Below are 20,198 nucleotides of genomic sequence, written 5' to 3'. Positions count from 1 at the left end.
CAATGCTTTCCAATGAAAATATCGATCTGGTGTCTCGCTTCGTTCGCCTGCCCCTGGAACAACGCAAGCTGTTTTACAAACGGCTGCAAAGCCGTGGCATGAGCTTCGCCCAGTTGCCGATTGCCCCGACCCGCATGGCGGTCGACCGCCTGCCGCTGTCCTATGCCCAGGAACGCCAGTGGTTCCTCTGGCAACTGGAACCGGACAGCGTCACCTACCACATCCCCAGCGCTCTGCGCCTGAAAGGCCGGCTGGACCAGGCCGCGTTGCAGCGCAGTTTCGATGCCCTGGTGGCGCGCCATGAAAGCCTGCGCACCCGTTTGCAGCAGGACACCGAGCGCACGCTGCAGGTGGTCGACGCCCAGGCCCGGGTCGAGATCGTGCGGGTCGAGGCCGAGGGCGCCGACGACGCCCGGCTCAAGGCCCTGGTGGAAGCGGAAATTGCCCGGCCCTTCGACTTGCAGCAGGGCCCGCTGCTGCGGGTCAGGCTGCTGCGCCTGGCCGAGGATGAACATGTGCTGGTGCTGGTGCAGCACCATATCGTTTCCGATGGCTGGTCGATGCAGGTGATGGTGGCCGAGCTGGTGCAGCTGTATGCCGCCTACGTCCAAGGCCAGGACCTGCACTTGCCGGCGCTGCCGATCCAGTACGCCGACTACGCGCTGTGGCAACGCAGCTGGATGGAAGCGGGGGAGAAGGAGCGCCAGCTGGAGTACTGGTGCGCCCTGCTGGGGGGCGGGCAGCCGGTGCTGGAGCTGCCCCTGGACCGTCCGCGCCCGGCGCTGCAGAGCCAGCGCGGCGCGCGTCTCGACCTGAAGCTGGAGGCGCCGCTGGCGGCGGGCCTCAAAGGCCTGGCGCAGCGCGAAGGCGTGACAATGTTCATGCTCCTGCTGGCCTCGTTCCAGGCCCTGCTGTACCGCTACAGCGGTCAGTCGGATATCCGCGTCGGCGTGCCGATCGCCAACCGCAACCGGGTCGAGACCGAGCACCTGATCGGCTTTTTCGTCAACACCCAGGTGCTCAAGGCCGATCTCGACGGGCAGATGACCGTTGCCCAATTGTTGCAACAGACCAAGCAGCGCGCGCTGGAGGCCCAGGCCCACCAGGACCTGCCGTTCGAACAACTGGTCGAAGCGCTGCAACCCGAGCGCAGCCTGAGCCACAACCCGCTGTTCCAGGTGATGTTCAACCACCAGGCCGACGCCCGTGGCGCCCGCGCCGAACAGCAGTTGCCCGGCCTGCGCGTGGAAGGCCTGGAGTGGGACAGCCACACCACCCACTTCGACCTGAGCCTGGACACCCAGGAGTCCGGCGACGACCTCTGGGCGTCCCTGACCTACGCCACCGACCTGTTCGAGGCGGCGACCGTGGAGCGCCTGGCGCAGCACTGGCAAGGGCTGCTGCGCGGCATGCTTGATAGCTCGCAGAAACTGATCGGCGAACTGCCGCTGCTGAGCGCGGACGAACAGCGGCGCAGGGTCCTGGAGTGGAATGCCGGCGCCACCGTCACGGCGCAAGAGCCGGTGCATCGGTTGTTCGAGGCGCAGGCCCGGCAGCGTCCCGATGCCGTGGCCCTGCTGCTGGACGAGCAGCGCATGAGCTATGCCGAACTGAACCGCCAGGCCAACCGCCTGGCGCATTACCTGATCGGCCAGGGCGTTGGCCCGGAAGTGCTGGTGGGGGTCGCGGTCGAGCGTTCCTTCGCCATGGTGGTCAGCCTGCTGGCGGTGCTCAAGGCCGGCGGCGCCTATGTGCCGCTGGACCCGGAATATCCCCGCGAGCGCCTGGCGCACATGCTCGAAGACAGCGCCGTGCGCCTGGTGCTGACCCAGTCCCACCTGCGCCAGCGCCTGCCCTTGCCGGCCGACCTGGCGGCCCTGGATATCGATCTGGCGGACGGGCAACTGGCGCCGTGCGCCGAGAGCGATCCAGGGCTGGCGGTCGACCCGCACAACCTGGCGTATGTGATCTACACCTCCGGTTCCACCGGCAAGCCCAAGGGCGTGGCCATCGATCACGCCGCCCTGGGCGAGTTCGCCGGGATCGCCGCGGCTTATTCGCGGCTGTCCCAGGATGACCGCGTCCTGCAATTCGCCACCCTGAACTTCGACGGTTTCGTCGAGCAGCTGTACCCGGCCCTGACCCAGGGCGCCAGCGTGGTCCTGCGCGGTCCCGAGCTGTGGGACAGCGCCCGCCTGTACCGCGAAATCATCCGCCAGGGCATTACCCTGGCCGACTTGCCGACCGCCTACTGGAACCTGTTCCTGCTCGATTGCCTGGCGGCGGGGCCGAGGTCCTATGGCGCCCTGCGGCAGATTCATATCGGTGGCGAAGCCATGCCACTGGATGGCCCGGCGCAATGGTTGCGGGCCGGCCTGGGGCATGTGCGCCTGCTCAATACCTATGGCCCGACCGAGGCCACCGTGGTCTCCAGCGTGCTGGACTGCTCCGCGGCCGACCCGGTCACGGGCGCCACGGCCAGCCCGATCGGCCGCTCGTTGCCGGGGCGCGCCCTGTATGTGCTGGACCGCGACCTCAACCTGTTGCCGGTGGGCGCCGTGGGCGAACTCTATATCGGCAGCGCCAGCGGCCTGGCACGGGCCTACTTGCAGCGTCCGGCGCTGACCGCCGAGCGCTTCCTGCCCGATCCGTTCGGCGCGGCGGGCGAGCGCCTGTACCGCACCGGCGACCTGGCGCGCTACCGCGCCGACGGGGTGATCGAGTACGTCGGCCGGGTCGACCATCAGGTGAAGATTCGTGGTTTCCGTATCGAGCTGGGGGAAATCGAAGCCTTGCTGCTGGCCCAGGCCGAGGTGCGCGAAGCCGTGCTGCTGGCGGCCGACAGCCAACTGATCGGCTATGTGGTGGCCACCCGGCCGCTGGCATCGCCAGAGCAGCAACAGGCCCTGGGCGAACAGCTCAAGGCTGTGCTGCGCGAGCAGTTGCCGGACTACATGGTGCCCGCGCACCTGCTGTGCCTCGAGCGCATGCCGCTCAACCCCAACGGCAAGCTGGACCGTCAGGCCCTGCCCAAACCCGACGCCAGCCAGGCGCAGCAGGCCTGGATCGCACCGGTGAGCGCGCTGGAGCAACAGGTGGCGGCGATCTGGGCGGATATCCTCGGCGCCGAGCGCGTCGGCCTGACCGACCACTTTTTCGAGCTGGGCGGCCACTCCCTGCTGGCCATGCAGGTGGTTTCGCGCCTGCGCCATAGCCTGGGGCTGGAAGTGCCGCTCAGGACCCTGTTCGAGCAGCCGCGCCTGGAAGGTTTCGTCCGCGCCTTGCCGGCCGGCGAGGCTGAGGGCGCCCAGGCGCCGGCCCTGTTGCCGGTCGAGCGTAGCCAGCCCCTGGCCCTGTCCTATGCCCAGGAGCGCCAGTGGTTCCTCTGGCAGCTGGAACCCGACAGCGCCGCCTACCATGTGCCCAGCGCCCTGCGCCTGAAAGGCCGGCTGGACCGCGCCGCGCTGCAACGCAGCTTCGACAGCCTGGTGGCGCGTCATGAAAGCCTGCGCACTCATTTGCAACAAGACGGCCAGCGCACGGTGCAGGTGATTCGCGCCGAGGCGTCTGTCGATATCGCGCTGGTCGATGCCGAGGGCGTCGATGAGGCCCAGCTTAAAACCCTGGTCGAAGCGGAAATCGCCCGGCCGTTCGACCTGGAACGGGGCCCGCTGTTGCGGGTCAAGCTGCTGCGCTTGAGCGAGGAGGAGCATGTGCTGGTGCTGGTGCAGCACCACATCGTCTCCGATGGCTGGTCGATGCAGATCATGGTCGACGAGCTGGTGCAGTTGTACGGCGCCTACAGCCAGGGCCAGGACCTGCAGTTGCCGGTCTTGCCGATCCAGTATGCGGACTACGCCGCATGGCAGCGCGGGTGGATGGACGCTGGCGAAAGAGAACGCCAGCTGGACTACTGGATGGGCCAGCTGGGCGGCGAGCAGCCGGTGCTGGAATTGCCATTCGATCACCCGCGCCCGGCGCTGCAAAGCCATCGCGGCGCGCGCCTGGGCATCGCCCTGGACCCGCTGCTGGCCACCCAGCTCAAGGCCATGGCCCAGCAGCAGGGCGTGACCCTGTTCATGCTGTTGCTGGCTTCGTTCCAGACCCTGTTGCACCGCTACAGCGGCCAGGAGGATGTACGCGTCGGTATCCCGATCGCCAACCGCAACCGGGTCGAGACCGAGCGCCTGATCGGCTTCTTCGTCAACACCCAGGTGCTCAAGGCCGATATCGATGGGCAAATGAGCGTCACGGCGTTGCTGGCCCAGGTCAAGCAACGCGCCCTGCAAGCGCAGAGCCATCAGGACCTGCCGTTCGAACAGTTGGTCGAGGCCTTGCAGCCCGAGCGCAGCCTGAGCCACAACCCGCTGTTCCAGGTGATGTTCAACCACCAGGCCGACGCCCGTGGCGCTCGCGCCGAGCAACAGTTGCCGGGCCTGCGGGTCGAGGGCCTGGAGTGGGACAGCCGCACCGCGCACTTCGATCTGGACCTGGATATCCAGGAAGCCGAGGAGGGCATCTGGGCCTCCCTGGGTTATGCCCTGGACCTGTTCGAGCCGGCCACCGTGGAACGCATGGCCCGGCACTGGCAGAACCTGTTGCAGGCCATGGTCGCCGATCCGCGGCAGAGCATCGGCCAGTTGAACTTGCTCGACGATGCCGAACGGCAGCAGATCCTGGCGTTGTGGGATCGCACCGACTCCGGCTTCCCGTCTCAGCGCCTGGTGCATGAATTGGTGGCCGACCGCGCCCGGGAAAACCCCGAGGCGGTGGCGGTGATCTTTGGCGAGCGGCAACTGACCTACGGCGAGCTGGAGCGCAGCGCCAACCGCCTGGCCCGTGCGCTGATTGCCCGTGGCGTCGGCCCGGAAGTGCGGGTGGCGATTGCCATGCCGCGCAGCGCCGAGATCATGGTGGCCTTCCTCGCGGTGCTAAAGGCTGGCGGCGTATATGTGCCGCTGGATGTGGAATACCCCCGCGACCGCCTGCTGTACATGATGCAGGACAGTCGCGCCAAGCTGCTGCTGACCCACAGCGCAGTGTCGCAGCAGCTGCCGATCCCGGACGGGCTGGACAGCCTGGCGGTGGACCGCTGCGAGGATTGGGCAGGGGAGGACGACAGCGCGCCGCACGTGGCGCTGGACGGCGACAACCTGGCCTACGTGATCTACACCTCCGGTTCTACTGGCATGCCGAAAGGCGTGGCGGTGTCTCACGGGCCATTGGTGGCGCATATCATCGCCACCGGCGAGCGCTATGAAATGACCCCGGCGGATTGCGAGCTGCATTTCATGTCTTTTGCCTTCGACGGCTCCCACGAAGGCTGGATGCACCCGCTGATCAACGGTGCCCGGGTGCTGATCCGCGATGACAGCCTGTGGCTGCCGGAATACACCTACGAGCAGATGAAGCGCCATGGCGTGACTGTCGGCGTATTCCCGCCGGTGTACCTGCAACAGCTGGCGGAGCACGCCGAGCGCGACGGCAACCCGCCGGCAGTGCGGGTGTACTGCTTCGGCGGCGACGCGGTGGCGCAGTCCAGTTATGACCTGGCCTGGCGCGCGCTGCGCCCGACCTACCTGTTCAACGGCTACGGCCCGACCGAAACCGTGGTCACGCCACTGTTGTGGAAGGCGCGCAAGGGCGACCCGTGTGGTGCAGCTTATGCGCCGATCGGCGAACTGCTGGGCAACCGCAGCGGCTACGTGCTGGATGCGCAACTGAACCTGCAACCGATTGGCGTGGCCGGTGAGCTGTACCTCGGCGGCGAAGGCGTGGCCCGGGGTTACCTGGAGCGTCCGGCCATGACCGCCGAGCGTTTTGTCCCGGACCCGTTCGGCAAACCGGGCAGCCGCGCCTACCGCAGCGGCGACCTGACCCGTGGCCGGCCGGATGGCGTGGTGGATTACCTGGGTCGGGTCGACCATCAGGTGAAGATCCGCGGTTTCCGTATCGAGCTGGGCGAGATCGAAGCGCGTCTGCGCGAGCAGGAATCGGTGCGCGAAGCGGTGGTGGTGGCCCAGGCCGGACCGAGCGGCAAGCAACTGGTGGGCTACATCGTCACCCTGGACCCGACAGTGGCCGCGGATGCTGCCGCCCAGGCGACGTGCCGCGAGAACCTGCGCCGGGCGCTGAAGGCCCGCTTGCCGGACTACATGGTGCCGGCGCACCTGATGTTCCTGGAAAGCATGCCGCTGACCCCCAACGGCAAGCTGGACCGCAAGGGCCTGCCACTGCCGGACGCCAGCCTGTTGCAACAGGAGTACGTGGCGCCGCAGAGCGAACTGGAACAACGGATCGCCGCGATCTGGGCCGAAGTCCTGCGCCTGCCCCAGGTCGGCCTGAACGACAACTTCTTCGAACTGGGCGGCGACTCGATCATCTCGATCCAGGTGGTCAGCCGCGCCCGTCAGGCGGGCATCCGCTTCACGCCCAAGGACCTGTTCCAGCACCAGACCGTGCACAGCCTGGCCGCGGTCGCGCGCCAGGGGGGAGAGGGGTTGTCGATCGATCAGGCCGCGCTGAGCGGCGAGCTGTTGCTGCTGCCGATCCAGCAGGCGTTCTTCGAGGACGAGATCGCCGAGCGTCATCACTGGAACCAGTCGGTGGTGCTGCAAAGCCATGAACGCCTGGACCCGGCGATCCTCACCCAGGCCCTGCAAGCGCTGATCGTGCAGCACGACGCGCTGCGTTCGCAGTTCGTCGCCGATGCCTCTGGCTGGCACGCGGCCTATCGCCCGGCCGAGCAGCATCAGGCCGACCAGGTGCTGTGGCAGAGCGCGCTGCAAGGCGTCGAGGAACTCGCCGCCCTTGGCGAAGAAGCCCAGCGCAGCCTGGACCTCGGCGCGGGCCCGCTGGTGCGCGCGGTCCTCGCCGAGCTGGCCGACGGTTCCCAGCGCTTGCTGCTGGTGATCCATCACCTGGTGGTGGACGGGGTGTCGTGGCGCATCCTGCTGGAGGACTTGCAGAGCGCCTATCGCCAGCTGGCCCGTGGCGCCGCCGTGGTGCTGCCGGCCAAGACCAGTTCGACCCGCGACTGGGCCCTGCGCCTGCAGGGTTATGCCCAGGGTGCGGCCCTGGAACGCGAGCTGGCCTGGTGGCAGGCGCAATTGCAGGGGGCCCGGGCCGAGCTGCCGTGCGCCAACCCGGACGCCAGCCTGAGCAACCGCCATGCCCTGAGCGTGACCACCCACCTGGACCAGGCCTTGACCCGCCAGCTGTTGCAGGATGCGCCGGCGGCCTATCGCACCCAGATCAACGATCTGCTGCTGACCGCCCTGGCGCGGGTCATCGGGCGCTGGAGCGGCCACGAGTCGACCCTGATCCGCCTGGAAGGCCACGGTCGCGAAGCGCTGTTCGACGACATCGACCTGACCCGCACCGTGGGCTGGTTCACCAGTCTCTATCCGGTGAAGCTGGTGCCGGCGCCGACCCTGGCCGGCTCGCTCAAGGCGATCAAGGAGCAACTGCGGGCGATTCCCGACAAGGGCATCGGTTTCGGCGCCCTGCGTTACCTGGGCAGCCCGCGGATCCGCGAAGCGCTGGGCCAGCTGCCACGGCCGCGGATCACCTTCAACTACCTCGGCCAGTTCGATGCCAGCTTCGAGGGTGGCGAGGCCGAAGGGCTGTTCGCGCCGTCCGGCGACTCCGCCGGCGCCGAGCAGAGCCCGGAGGCGGCGCTGGGCAACTGGCTGGAAATCAACGGTCAGGTCTACGGCGGCGAGCTGAACCTGAACTGGAGCTTCAGCCAGGCAATGTTCGATGAGGCGACTATCCAGCAACTGGCCGACGACTACGCCGAGGAACTCAAGGCGCTGATCGAGCATTGTTGCCAGGGCGAGAACCGTGGCGCCACGCCGTCGGACTTCCCGCTGGCCAGGCTGGGCCAGGAGCAGCTTGATGGCCTGGGGTTGCCGATGCAGCAGGTGGAGGACATCTACCCGTTGTCGCCGATGCAGCAGGGCATGCTGTTCCAGTCCCTGTACGGGCAGGGCTCGGGCGACTACATCAACCAGCTGCGGGTCGATGTGCAGGGCCTGGACGTCGGGCGCTTCCGGGCGGCCTGGCAGGCGGCCCTGGAGCACCACGATATCCTGCGCAGCGGTTTTCTCTGGCAGGCGGAGCTTACGCAGCCGCTGCAAGTGGTCTACAAGCAGCGCCCAGTGCCCCTGGTCGAACATGACTGGCAGCACCGCGCGGACCAGGCGCAAGCCCTCGACAACCTGGCCGAAGCGGCCAGGACCCGGGGCTTCGTCCTGGAGCAGGCGCCCCTGCTGAGCCTGGTGGTGGTGCGCACCGGCGCCGACAGCCATCACCTGATCTACACCAACCATCACATCCTGATGGACGGCTGGAGCGGTTCGCAGCTGTTCGGCGAGGTGTTGCAACACTATGCCGGCGAGACCCTGCGCGCGCCTGTCGGGCGTTATCGCGACTACATCGCCTGGCTGCAGGCGCAGGACCGTTCGATCAGCGAAACCTTCTGGAAAGGCCAGCTGGCCGGCCTCGAGGAGCCGACGCGGCTGGCCCGTGGCGTGGCCCAGGACGCGGCTGTCGCGCTGGTCAACGGCGCCCACCGCCTGAGCCTCGACCGTGACCAGACCGAGCGCCTCAAGGCCTTCGCCCAGGGCAGCAAGGTCACCCTCAACACCCTGGTGCAAAGTGCCTGGCTGTTGCTGCTGCAACGCCATACCGGCCAGCGCACCGTGGCCTTCGGCGCGACGGTGGCCGGGCGTCCGGCGGAATTGCAGGGGATCGAGCAACAGGTCGGCCTGTTCATCAACACCCTGCCGGTGGTGGCCACGCCAAGCCCGCAGATGTGGGTGGGCGAATGGCTGCAACAGCTGCAGGAACAGAACCTGCGCCTGCGCGAGCAGGAACATACGCCGCTGTTCGAGATCCAGCGCTGGGCCGGGCTGGGTGGCGAAGCACTGTTCGACAGCATCCTGGTGTTCGAGAACTACCCGGTGTCCGAGGCGCTGGAGCAGGGCTCGCCAGCGGGCCTGCGTTTTGGCGCGATCGAGAGCCTGGAGCAGACCCACTATCCATTGACCGTGTTGCTGGCCATCGGCGAAACCCTGGCGCTGGAATTCAACTATGACCGCCAGGCCTTCGGTGTGCAGGACATCGAGCAACTGGCCGAGCACTTCCAGCAACTGCTGCTGGCCCTGGCCACGCCTGAGCCGCAGCGCCTCGCGGACCTGCCGTCGTTGCCGGTCGCGCAGCGCCAGCGGATGGTCCATGACTGGAACGCCACGGCCCGCGATTACCCGCTGCAACGGGGCGTGCACCAGCTGATCGAGGATCAGGTGCTGCGCAGCCCGGATGCGCCGGCGCTGGCCTTCGGCGAGCAACAGCTGAGTTATACCCAGCTGAACCGCCGCGCCAACCGCCTGGCCCATCGCCTGATGGCCGCCGGTGTCGGTCCCGATGTGCTGGTGGGGCTGGCGCTGGAGCGTTCCATCGAAATGGTGGTCGGCTTGCTGGCGGTGCTCAAGGCCGGTGGCGCCTATGTGCCGCTGGACCCGGAATACCCGCGCGAACGCCTGGCCTACATGCTCGAAGACAGCGCGGTGAAGCTGCTGCTGACCCAGGATCACCTGCTGCAACGCCTGCCGATCCCGCACGGCCTGGAGTGCCTGGTGCTGGATCAGGGGCAGGTGCAAAGCAGCCTCGAAGGCTACAGCGAGGACAATCCGCAGGTGGCGCTGGATGGGGAAAACCTTGCCTATGTGATCTACACCTCCGGTTCCACCGGGCAACCCAAGGGCGCCGGCAACCGTCATTCGGCACTGACCAACCGCCTGTGCTGGATGCAGGAGGCCTATGGCCTGGACGCGCGCGACACGGTCTTGCAGAAGACCCCGTTCAGCTTCGATGTCTCGGTGTGGGAGTTCTTCTGGCCGCTGATGAGCGGCGCGCGCCTGGTGGTGGCGGCGCCGGGGGATCACCGTGATCCGGAAAAGCTGGTGCGCCTGATCAACCGGCAGCAGGTCACGACCCTGCACTTCGTGCCTTCGATGCTGCAGGCGTTTCTTCAGTTCCTTTCACAGGAGCAGGCTGTAGCCTCGTGCCACAGCCTGCAACGGATTATCTGCAGCGGCGAAGCCTTGCCGGTGGATGCCCAGCAGCAGGTCTTCGCCAAGTTGCCGGCTGCCGGCCTGTACAACCTCTACGGTCCGACCGAGGCGGCGATCGACGTCACCCACTGGACCTGCGTCGACGAGGGCCGGGACGCGGTGCCCATAGGGGTACCGATCGCCAACCTGGGCTGCTACGTGCTGGACAGCAACCTCGAACCGGTGCCGGTGGGCGTGCTGGGCGAGCTGTACCTGGGCGGGGTCGGCCTGGCCCGTGGTTACCATCGGCGCCCGAGCCTGAGCGCCGAGCGTTTCGTGGCCCATCCGTTCGTCAGCGGCGAGCGCCTGTACCGCACCGGCGACCTGGCCCGCTACCGCGCCGACGGGGTGATCGAATACGCCGGGCGTATCGACCATCAGGTCAAGCTGCGCGGCTTGCGCATCGAGCTGGGCGAGATCGAGGCGCGCCTGCTGGAACACGCCCTGGTGCGTGAGGCCGCGGTGCTGGCGGTGGACGGCAAGCATCTGCTGGGCTACCTGGTGCTGCAGGAACACCCTGACGGCTGGCGCGACACCCTGGCCGCGCACCTGGCGGACCAGCTGCCGGACTACATGGTGCCGGCGCAATGGGTGGTGCTGGAGCAGATGCCCCTGAGCCCCAACGGCAAGCTCGACCGCAAGGCGCTGCCGAAACCCGACGCGCAGCAAAGCACGCAGGACTACGAAGCGCCGCAGGGCGAGCTGGAGCAACAGCTCGCGGCGATCTGGAGCGAGGTGCTGGGCGTGGAGCGTATCGGCCGGAGCGACAACTTCTTCGAGCTGGGCGGCCACTCGCTGTTGGTGTTGATGCTCAAGGAACGGATTCGCAAGGCCAGCGGCATCGGCCTGTCGGTCAGCCAGCTGATGCTCAACCCGACCGTGCGCGGCCAGGTCAATTGCCTGCAAGGCAACGCGCGCAGCTCGTTGATCGTCAAGCTCAACAGCCAGACCCAGGGCACTCCGTTGTACCTGTTCCACCCCAGCTACGGCTCGGTGCATTGCTACAAGGCCATCGCCCTGGCGTTGCGCGAGCAGCGGCCGGTGATGGGCGTGATCTGCCGGGCCCTGGCCGAACAGGGGGCCGCAGTGCCGAGCTGGGAAGCCATGGTCGAGGACTACAGCAGGCAACTGCTGGACGCCCAGCCACAGGGCGCCTTCCGCCTGGCCGGATGGTCCCTGGGCGGCAACCTGGCGCTGGCAGTCGCCTATGCCCTGGAGCAGGCGGGCCGGCAGGTCGAGATGGTCGGCTGGATCGACTCCGCGCCGCCTTTCTGGCTCAAGCAGTACTGGGACGCGGCGGTGATCAGCGAGGAGCGCGAGGTTTCGGCCAACGAACGGCGGGTGGCCTTGCTCGGGGTGATGTTCGGCGAATTCGCCGAGCCGATCCGCCAGTCCTGGCTGGATTGCCAGGCGGGGTCGGCGGACGAGGCCGAGCAATGGAGCCGTTTCTGCGCCTGGGCCGAACAGACCCTGGGCGACGCCTTCCGCGAGATCAAGGAAGAATTGCTGCGAGGCAACGAGGCCGAAATCTCCTGGGAAGTCGACCGGACCCTGACCGAGCGCCTGGAGCAGGCCGACTTCAAGCCGATTAAGGCGCCGATCAGTTGCTGGTGGGCGGGCCTGAGCCGGGCCGGCCAGCACAAGGAACTGATCGAGTCGAGCATGCGCCAGGTCATCGGCCAGTCCTGCGTGGCACGCTCGCTGGTGATCGATACCGACCATGACCGGATCATCGACAATGCCGAGTTCGTGGAGAGCTTTGTCGCTGCGATGGAGTAAACGTCCGTCAGGATAAAAAACGCCCCCGGTCGCTGTGGTGACCGGGGGCGTTTTTGTTTGTGCGGCGGGGCAGCGGCTACGGGGGGGGTAGCCGCTGTCGAGCGCCAGCGAGGCTGCGATCGACTGCGTAGAGGTCGCCAGGGCAGGCGACAGTGCGGGTCAGGTATACCGCGTCGTCAGGTTTTACGGGGCTGCGCCCCGATCGCAGCCTCGCCAAGGCTCGGCAGCGGCTACGGGGACGGGTGTAGCCGCTGTCGAGCGCCAGCGAGGCTACGATCGACTGCGCAGCGGTCGCCAGGTCAGGCAACCGTGTGGGGCAGGCACACCGCGTCGTCAGGTTTTACGGGGCTGCGCCCCGATCGCAGCCTCGCCAGGGCTCGGCAGGGCTCGGCAGCGGCTACGGGGGACGGGGGTAGCCGCTGTCGAGCGCCAGCGAGGCTGCGATCGACTGCGTAGCGGTCGCCAGGCCAGGCGACAGTGCGGGTCAGGCATACCGCGTCGCCAGGTTTTACGGGGCTGCACCCCGATCGCAGCCTCGCCAGGGCTCGGCAGCGGTTACGGGGGGCGGGTGTAGCCGCTGTCGAGCGCCAGCGAGGCTGTGATCGACTGCGCAGCGGTCGCCAGGCTAGGCGACAGTGCGGGTCAGGCACACCGCGTCGTCAGGTTTTACGGGGCTGCGCCCCGATCGCAGCCTCGCCAGGGCTCGGCAGCGGCTACGGGGGGCGGGTGTAGCCGCTGTCGAGCGCCAGCGAGGCTGTGATCGACTGCGCAGCGGTCGCCAGGCCAGGCGACAGTGCGGGTCAGGCATACCGCGTCGTCAGGGTTTACGGGGCTGCGCCCCGGTCGCAGCCTCGCCAAGGCTCGGCAGCGGCTACGGGGGGCGGGTGTAGCCGCTGTCGAGCGCCAGCGAGGCTGCGATCGACTGCGTAGCGGTCGCCAGGCCTGGCGACAGTGCGGGTCAGGCATACCGCGTCGTCAGGTTTTACGGGGCTGCGCCCCGGTCGCAGCCTCGCCAGGGCTCGGCAGCGGCTACGGGGGGAGGAGTCCTGGGCGAATGAAAACGCCCCGGGGAGGCAGGGCCTTCCCGGGGCGTGGGGACGCGGGGGTGTCGGAGGTCAGAAGTCCCAGCGGGTGGTGACCATGACGTTGCGTGGCTCGCCGTAGATGGCCGAGTTATAGAAGCCGACGTTGGTGTAGTAGTACTTGTCGAAGATGTTGTTGACGTTGAGTGTCGCCGACAGGTTCTTGGTGAGCTGGTAGCGGGTCATCAGGTCCACCACCCAGTAGGATTCCTGGGTGATGTCTTCATTCACGCCCTTGGGGCTGTTCCAGATCTGTTGCCAGGCCTTGTTCTGCCAGCGCGCGCCGCCGCCGACGGTCATCTTGTCCAGGTCGCCGGTGAGCTTGTAGGTGGTGTAGAGGCTGAACTGGTCTTCGGGCTCGAAGGTCGAGAGCTTCACATCGTTGTCGTCGCGCACCACCTTGTGGGTGTAGCCGCCCTGCACCTGCCAGCCCGGAGCCAGTTCGCCGGACACTTCCAGCTCGTAGCCCTTGGTGGTCGCCTTGCTGCCCTTGAACGCGTAGTTGGGTGGCGTCGGCGTCTGGTTGTTGTAGGCGTCGTCCGGCACCGGACGGTTGGTTTCCTTGACTTCGAAGTAGGCCAGGCTGGCGTTCAGGCGACCGTCGAAGAATTCGCTCTTGATGCCGATTTCGTAGTTCTCGCCTTCATCCGGCTCGATCAACTTGTTGTCGCGGTCGCGGTTGAAGTTCTCCTGGGGCATGAACACGTCGGTGTAGCTGGCGTAGACCGAGAAGTTCTCGTTCAGGTCGTAGATTGCCCCGGCGTAGGGAATGAAGCGCCCGGATTCGGTGTAGGTCGGGGTCAGGCCGGTCAGGCTGTAGTTGACCACGCGCCCGCCCAGCAGGACTTTCAGGTCGTCGGTCACGTTCAGGCGGGTGGTCATGTAGACGCCGGTCTGGCGGATCACGTCGTCGGTGCGTTGCGACACCGGGCCCCAGTCGGGCTTGGGCAGGTTGCCGTGCCAGTTGTTGTAGTCCACGCGGTTGGGGACCGAGAAGGTTTCGTCCCAGTAACCCTTGCCTTTCCAGTGGGCCTTGCTGATCGAGCCACCGAGCACCAGGTCGTGGTCGCGGCCCAGCAGGCTGAACGGACCGCTGACATAGAGGTCGGCCGAGTCGCTGGTGGTGTCGCCTTTGTAGCGCTGGGCGTTGATTTCGGCGCTGCCGTCGGGCAGCGGCTGGTCGAACTGGATGGAGCCCATCTGGGCGTCGTAGCCGTTGTACTTGTGGTCCAGTTGCAGCTTGGTCACCCAGCCGTCGCCCAGGTCGTGTTCCAGGGTGGCGAAGACCGTGCGGGTGTACTGCTGCCAGCTGCTCCAGTCGGTGGCGTTGCTGAACGAGCGCTTGGCGCTGTTGCGCTCGCCCTTGGAGTTGATCAGCGGGAAGCTGCCGGACCAGGTGGAACCCTTGGGGTCGTTGTCCTGATAGTCGGCGCCCACGGTCAGCAGGGTATCGGGCGACAGGTCGAATTCGACGATGCCGTAGAACACCGAGTTCTTGGTCGAGTAGCGGTCGATGAACGAGTTCTTGTCCTGGTAGGCGGCCACGGCCCGGCCGCGGACGTTGCCGGTCTCGGTCAGCGGGCCGCTGACATCCAGTTCGCTGCGGTAGTTGTCCCAGGAACCCGCGCCCAGGGTGGCGTGGCCCTGGAAGTCGGCGGTGGGCTTCTTGCGCACCAGGTTGATGGTGCCGCCCAGGGAGCCGGCGCCGCTGAGCAGGCCGGATGCGCCCTTGAGCACTTCGATGCGGTCGTAGATCGCCATGTCGCTCAGGGTGTTGCCCGCCGAATAGGCGACGTTGCGCACGGCGGAGGGAATGCCGTCGTACTGAAAGTTGTTGATCGAGAAGCCGCGGGAGTAATAGTTGGTCCGGTCGGTGTCGAACGCCGACACGGTGATGCCCGGGGTATGGCGCATGACGGCGTCGACGCTGTTGAGGGCAAAGTCATCCATGTGCTGGCGGGTGACCACGCTGATCGACTGCGGGGTTTCGCGCAGGGTCAGCGGCAGGCGGGTGGCGGTGGCGATGGTGCCCGGGGTGTAGGAGCCGGTGCCTTCGGTCACGTTGCCCAACTGGTTGGCGGTCACTTGCGTCGGGCTCAGCTCGAGGCCCTCGGCGCCGGCACTGGTGGCGCTGAGGGTCAGCGAGCTGCCCTGCAGGCTGTAGCGGATGCCGCTGCCGGTCAGCAGGAGGGCGATGGCCCGTTGCGCGTCCATCTTGCCCTTCACCGCGGTGCTCTGTTTGCCTTGCACGTCCTGCGGGCTATAGAGCACCTGCAGGCTGGTCTGCCGCCCGAACTCCTGCAGGGCATTGCCCAGGGATTGCGCGGGAATGTCCAGCTCGATCTCCTGGGCCTGTACATAGCCGGCTACCGGCAGCGCCACCGCAAGGGCCAGTGCGCTGGGGAGAAGCTTGATGTTCAGGGCCTTGCGCATGGATAGCGCTTTACTCAGGGGACTGAGACCGAGTACTGCTGGCATGGATGCGTTCTCTTCTATGTATAGGTTGGCAGGTGCTGGTATTTGTTGCGGTTAATTCTCATTAACGATAGTGAGACGTTCCTCCCTGAACAAACCGGAAAAAAAGATTCAGGCCGGCTGCATTTCGCGCACCACCTGGCCGGCGCGCAGACGCACCAGTTGGTCGGCGATATCGAAGTAGCGATCGTCATGGCTGATGACGATGATGGTCTTGCCCAGGCGCTTGAGGTCCGGCAGCAGCTCGGTGTAGAAGATCCGCCGGAAGGCCGGGTCCTGGTCCGCCGCCCATTCGTCGAACACCAGCACCGGGCGCCCTTCGAGCCAGGCGTTGACCAGGGCCAGGCGCTTGCGCTGGCCGGTGGAGAGGTCGGTGGTGGTGAAGGCGCCGTCCTTGATGCTGACCTTGTGCGCGATTTCCAGGCGGTCCAGGTATTGGCTGGCGCTGTCCAGTGACTGCTGGCCGCCGCCCTGGACCAGGTCGTCGAACAGGTAGTAGTCGGCGAACACGGTGGTGAACAGTTGGCGGTAGTCGTCCCGGGCCGGGTCGGTCACGGCCTCGCCGTTCAGGCGTATTTCCCCGGCCTGGGGTGGGTACAGCCCCAGCAGCAGCTTGATCAGGGTGGTCTTGCCGCAGCCGTTCTCGCCGACGATGAAGACGATGTCGCCCTGCTTGATGTCCAGGTCGATCGGCCCCAGGTGGAACGGCTCGCTGCCTTCCACCGGTGGCGGGCTGTAGCTCACGCCACGCAGTTCGAGGCTGTGCACCACGGGTTTCGGCGCCTCGGTAGCATCCAGCAGCAGATGGGGTTCGGGGGAAGAGAACCGCTCGGACAACTCGCTGATACGGCCGAAGGCAATCTTCGCCTTGCCCACCACCGGCAGGTAGGCCACCAGGTTTTCCAACGGGCCCTTCATGTACAGCAGCACCAGCACGAAGCCGGTGATCACGCTCGGGTCCGGGTCCGGGTTGTAGGCCTGCATGGCCAGGGCCAGGCCGATGACCACGAAGAACAGCATCGAGCCGAAGGTCTTGGCGAGGATATAGATGTTCACCGAACGCACCTGGATCGAGGCGATGCGGTCCGCGGTTTCCTGGATGCGGTGGGTGTTCATCCGGTAGCGGCGCGGGCGGTGCATGCGCAGTTCCTTGGCGCCCGAGGCAATGGCGTTGTAGTAGCGCTGCAGCTCGTCTTCCTGGTCGCGGGCCAGGTCGAAGCCGCGGATCCCCTTGCCGCCGGCCACGTACTGCACGCTGGTGCCGATGAGGATGGCGACCACCATCATCAGGAACATCGGCACCGACAGGTACGCCAGGTAGCCCAGGCAACCCAGGGTGACGGTGGCGGCGATGGCCAGCGGGGTGAAGGCGAAGGAGAAGTCGCTGATGGTGTCGACGTCGTGGGTCAGCACCGGGATCAGGCGGTGGGAGCGGTAGCGCTCGATCTGGGTGATCGGCGCCGAGAGCACTTTCTCCCCCAGGTCCTTGCGCAGGGCGGCGATGATGCGCTGGCCCACATAATTGGTGCCGATGTCCGAGACGATCGAGCTGGTCAGCGCCAGCAGGCACAGGGCGGCGAAGGTCAGGACCACGCCCTGGGTCATGCCGGTCTGCGAGTGCAGGGCGTTGTTGATGGTGGCCAGCAGCAGGGTGATGGCCAGGCCGCCGACCATGCCCAGGGCAACGGAAATCACGACAGTGGCACGAAAGGGTCTGAGCAGGGCGAGCAGTCCGTGGAAGGCTCCGCGCTTGGGGTCGGTCATAAGGGGTTCCCGGCAGTGGATGAAGGGTCGAGGCAGAAAGACCCGTACCCATGACAGACGAACCGTTGGCGGCAGTATTTAGCGTGGCCGCGGGCGCGGATAAATTGCCCGGCGCCTGTTTCGTTCTTGTTCTGGAGGTGCACGCGTAACGACGTCGTGCCTGGCCCATTCAGCGAGAGCGAGCAAATGACGAAAAAGAATCTGGTGTATGTCTGGTCCCTGAGGAACGCGGCGGCCGACAAGGCCGGGCAGCCGGTGGCCTACAAGGATCACGAACGCTACATGAAGTCGGTGCTGGAGTTCCTGGTGGAGTCGCTGAACCAGACGCCCCTGGGCGAGGCCTACAACCTGGTCGGGGTGGTGTATGACGATGACGAGCAGTCGCCACGCGACCAGCAGCTGGTGAGCGACTACGGCTTTGCCTATCAGCCTGGCCGGCAGTGGCTGTACCCGGCGGACCTGCGCGTGCAGGGGCGCCTGGTCAACGACCTGCTGCTCAGCGTGCCGTCCACCTATCGCCGCCATCCACGGGGCTCGGCCGAGCATATCGCCGGCAAGCAGGATTTCGAGCGTCGCCTGCACGACACCCTGGTGGAGCTCAAGGCCGATATCGTGGTGCTCGACGGCCTGCTGGTGATCCTCGACGAGCTGGTGCGCCCGGGCGCGCCTTTCGCGCGGCGGATCATGAATATCCATCCGGGGATTACCCGCCTCGAGTCGCCCTACGAGCGTCGCGGTGCCTACGCCACCTGGAATGCGCTGTACGGTGCCCGTGGGCAGAAGGTGGTGGACTGGACCACGCGGGAAACCGAGCCGGTCGAGCCGCTGTACATGACCGGTGCCTCGTTCCACTACGTGGACAACGGCATCGATTCCGGCGAGGTGTTCCACGACGTGCTCAACACCACCATCGCCCCCGAGGACAGCATCCTCGAACTGCGCTGGAACAACTTCAACAACAGCCTGTTCCCGGCCTTGCATGAAGGCCTGGCGCTGTTGGCCAAGCAGGGTTGAACCCTTTAGCGGGCGCCGGAGCTGGCGCCTGTTGTCTCGCCATGCTGCTCCTGATCGATCACCCCTTGTAGCCGCTGCCGCAGGCTGCGACCGGGGCGCAGCCCCGTGAAACCTGACGACGCGGTGTGCCTGGCTTGTGGTGTTGTCTGGCCTGGCACCCGCTGCGCGGGCGATCGCAGCCTCGCTATGGCTCGACAGCGGCTACAGGGATATCGGTAGCCGCTGCCGCAGGCTGCGACCGGGGCGCAGCCCCGTGAAACCTGACGACGCGGTGTGCCTGGCTTGTGGTGGTGTCTGGCCTGGCGCCCGCTGCGCGGGCGATCGCAGCCTCGCTATGGCTCGACAGCGGCTACAGGGATATCGGTAGCCGCTGCCGCAGGCTGCGACCGGGGCGCAGCCCCGTGAAACCTGACGACGCGGTGTGCCTGGCTTGTGGTGGTGTCTGGCCTGGCACCCGCTGCGCGGGCGATCGCAGCCTCGCCCTGGCTCGGCAGCGGCTACAGGGATATTTGTAGCCGCTGCCGCAGGCTGCGATCGGGGCGCAGCCCCGCAAGCCTGACGACGCGGTGTGCCTGGCTTGTGGTGGTGTCTGGCCTGGCGCCCGCTGCGCGGGCGATCGCAGCCTCGCTATGGCTCGGCAGCGGCTACAGGGATATTGGTAGCCGCTGCCGCAGGCTGCGATCGGGGCGCAGCCCCGTGAAACCTGACGACGCGGTGTGCCTGGCTTGTGGTGTTGTCTGGCCTGGCGCCCGCTGCGCGGGCGAGCGCAGCCTCGCCCTGGCTCGGCAGCGGCTACAGGGATATCGGTAGCCGCTGCCGCAGGCTGCGACCGGGGCGCAGCCCCGTGAAACCTGACGACGCGGTGTGCCTGGCTTGTGGTGGTGTCTGGCCTGGCGCCCGCTGCGCGGGCGAGCGCAGCCTCGCTATGGCTCGGCAGCGGCTACAGGGATATTTGTAGCCGCTGCCGCAGGCTGCGACCGGGGCGCAGCCCCGCAAGCCTGACGACGCGGGTGCGGGGTTACAGTTCGCGCACGACGCGAAAGCCGATCCAGTCGCCACGGGTGCTCGGGTAGATATTGTTGCGATTGCCCGAGCGCGAGAACACCGGGGCTTCGCCCCAGTCGTTGCCACGGATCTGCAGCGATTCGCAGCCCGGCTCTACCCAGGCACTGCCATCGGTAGGCGCGCCCACATAGTTGGCGTGTTCGCAGTCGGCGATCCATTCATAGACATTGCCGTGCATGTCGTACATGCCGAAGGCATTGGGCGGGTAGCTGCCCACCGGCGAGCTGAAGCTGTAGCCATCGGCCGGGCCATAGGTGTTGGCGTGCTTGGCGATGCTGTAGCCCTTGCCTTCATCGAACGGAAACGGGAAGGGCCCCTTGGAGCCCGCGCGGGCGGCGTATTCGCGCTGGGCCTCGCTGACCATCGAATAGGTGTGCCCGGTCTTTTTCGACAGCCAGGCGACATAGGCCTTCACGTCGGCGAAGTCCATGCACACCGCCGGCTGACGCGGACCTTGCCGGTAGCGCGGCTTGCTGGCGACGCATTCGCGGCCGGGGCGGGTGTCGCCATTGGCGATGACCACGCCGGTCTGCTTGAGGTAGCTGTCCCATTCGCCGGCGGTGATCTGGAAGCGGCTCATGGCAAAGGGCTTGGCGAAGGTCACGTCATGCATCGGGCCTTCGTCGGGTTCGCGGCCGACCTCGTCGTCCGGAGTGCCCATGGTGAAGGTGCCGGCGGGCAACACGACCATTTCCGGGCAGTCCTTGCAGTCCTTGAACACCTGGCCCGGTTGCGGCGTGGCGGCTTGTGCGCCTTGGCACAGCAGGCCGCCGAACAGGGCGAGCAGGGAGGTGGTACAGAGTTTTTTCAGGGCCAGTGGTGGGGTGGCGGGGCGGGTCGGTTCAGTGGTCATGAGTCATCTCAAGGGTTGGCAGGGGGATCTGCGGCGCCGGTGGCGCGC

General features: G+C 66.9%; 5 protein-coding genes. 2 read left to right on the top strand and 3 right to left on the bottom strand.

From position 1 onward, the window contains the following. The first annotated feature begins 2 nt into the window (after positions 1-2). Positions 3-11,897 carry a non-ribosomal peptide synthase/polyketide synthase gene (locus tag IF690_RS20015; RefSeq protein ID WP_202697077.1) on the top strand — a complete coding sequence of 3,965 codons (11,895 nt, stop codon included), beginning with the start codon at positions 3-5 and terminating at the stop codon, positions 11,895-11,897. Positions 11,898-13,012: 1,115 nt separating this feature from the next. Here IF690_RS20015 and IF690_RS20010 read toward each other — a convergent pair. Together IF690_RS20010 and IF690_RS20005 are read right to left on the bottom strand one after the other, a co-directional pair. Continuing rightward, complete coding sequence (locus IF690_RS20010; protein ID WP_502710150.1) at positions 13,013-15,412, bottom strand: TonB-dependent siderophore receptor; 2,400 nt, start codon at positions 15,410-15,412, stop codon at positions 13,013-13,015. A gap of 153 nt (positions 15,413-15,565) precedes the next feature. Continuing rightward, positions 15,566-17,218, bottom strand: coding sequence for a cyclic peptide export ABC transporter (locus tag IF690_RS20005; protein WP_202697075.1), 1,653 nt, complete (start codon positions 17,216-17,218; stop codon positions 15,566-15,568). 186 nt (positions 17,219-17,404) lie between these two features. Between IF690_RS20005 and IF690_RS20000 the strand changes: the two genes are divergently transcribed. Further along, a complete protein-coding gene (locus IF690_RS20000; protein WP_202697074.1) occupies positions 17,405-18,232 on the top strand; it encodes a formyl transferase in 828 nt (275 codons plus the stop codon). 1,018 nt (positions 18,233-19,250) lie between these two features. Here the strand turns inward: IF690_RS20000 and pvdO are convergent. Then, positions 19,251-20,150 carry a dihydropyoverdine dehydrogenase gene (gene pvdO / locus IF690_RS19995; protein ID WP_202697073.1) on the bottom strand — a complete coding sequence of 300 codons (900 nt, stop codon included), beginning with the start codon at positions 20,148-20,150 and terminating at the stop codon, positions 19,251-19,253. Positions 20,151-20,198: the final 48 nt, after the last annotated feature.

It is taken from the genome of Pseudomonas sp. SK3(2021), from assembly GCF_016772375.1.
Classification (GTDB): Bacteria; Pseudomonadota; Gammaproteobacteria; order Pseudomonadales; family Pseudomonadaceae; genus Aquipseudomonas; species Aquipseudomonas chlororaphis_I.
The sequence above is the reverse complement of the archived record's forward strand: the minus strand, read 5'-3'. Positions and strand labels throughout refer to the sequence as shown.

What these genes read in the sequence shown, in the direction of transcription:
- IF690_RS20005 (WP_202697075.1), bottom strand. Translation starts at nt 17,218, where the DNA reads ATGACCGACCCCAAGCGCGGAGCCTTCCACGGACTGCTCGCCCTGCTC.
- IF690_RS20010 (WP_502710150.1), bottom strand. Translation starts at nt 15,412, where the DNA reads ATGCGCAAGGCCCTGAACATCAAGCTTCTCCCCAGCGCACTGGCCCTT.
- IF690_RS20015 (WP_202697077.1), top strand. Translation starts at nt 3, where the DNA reads ATGCTTTCCAATGAAAATATCGATCTGGTGTCTCGCTTCGTTCGCCTG.
- pvdO (WP_202697073.1), bottom strand. Translation starts at nt 20,150, where the DNA reads ATGACCACTGAACCGACCCGCCCCGCCACCCCACCACTGGCCCTGAAA.
- IF690_RS20000 (WP_202697074.1), top strand. Translation starts at nt 17,405, where the DNA reads ATGACGAAAAAGAATCTGGTGTATGTCTGGTCCCTGAGGAACGCGGCG.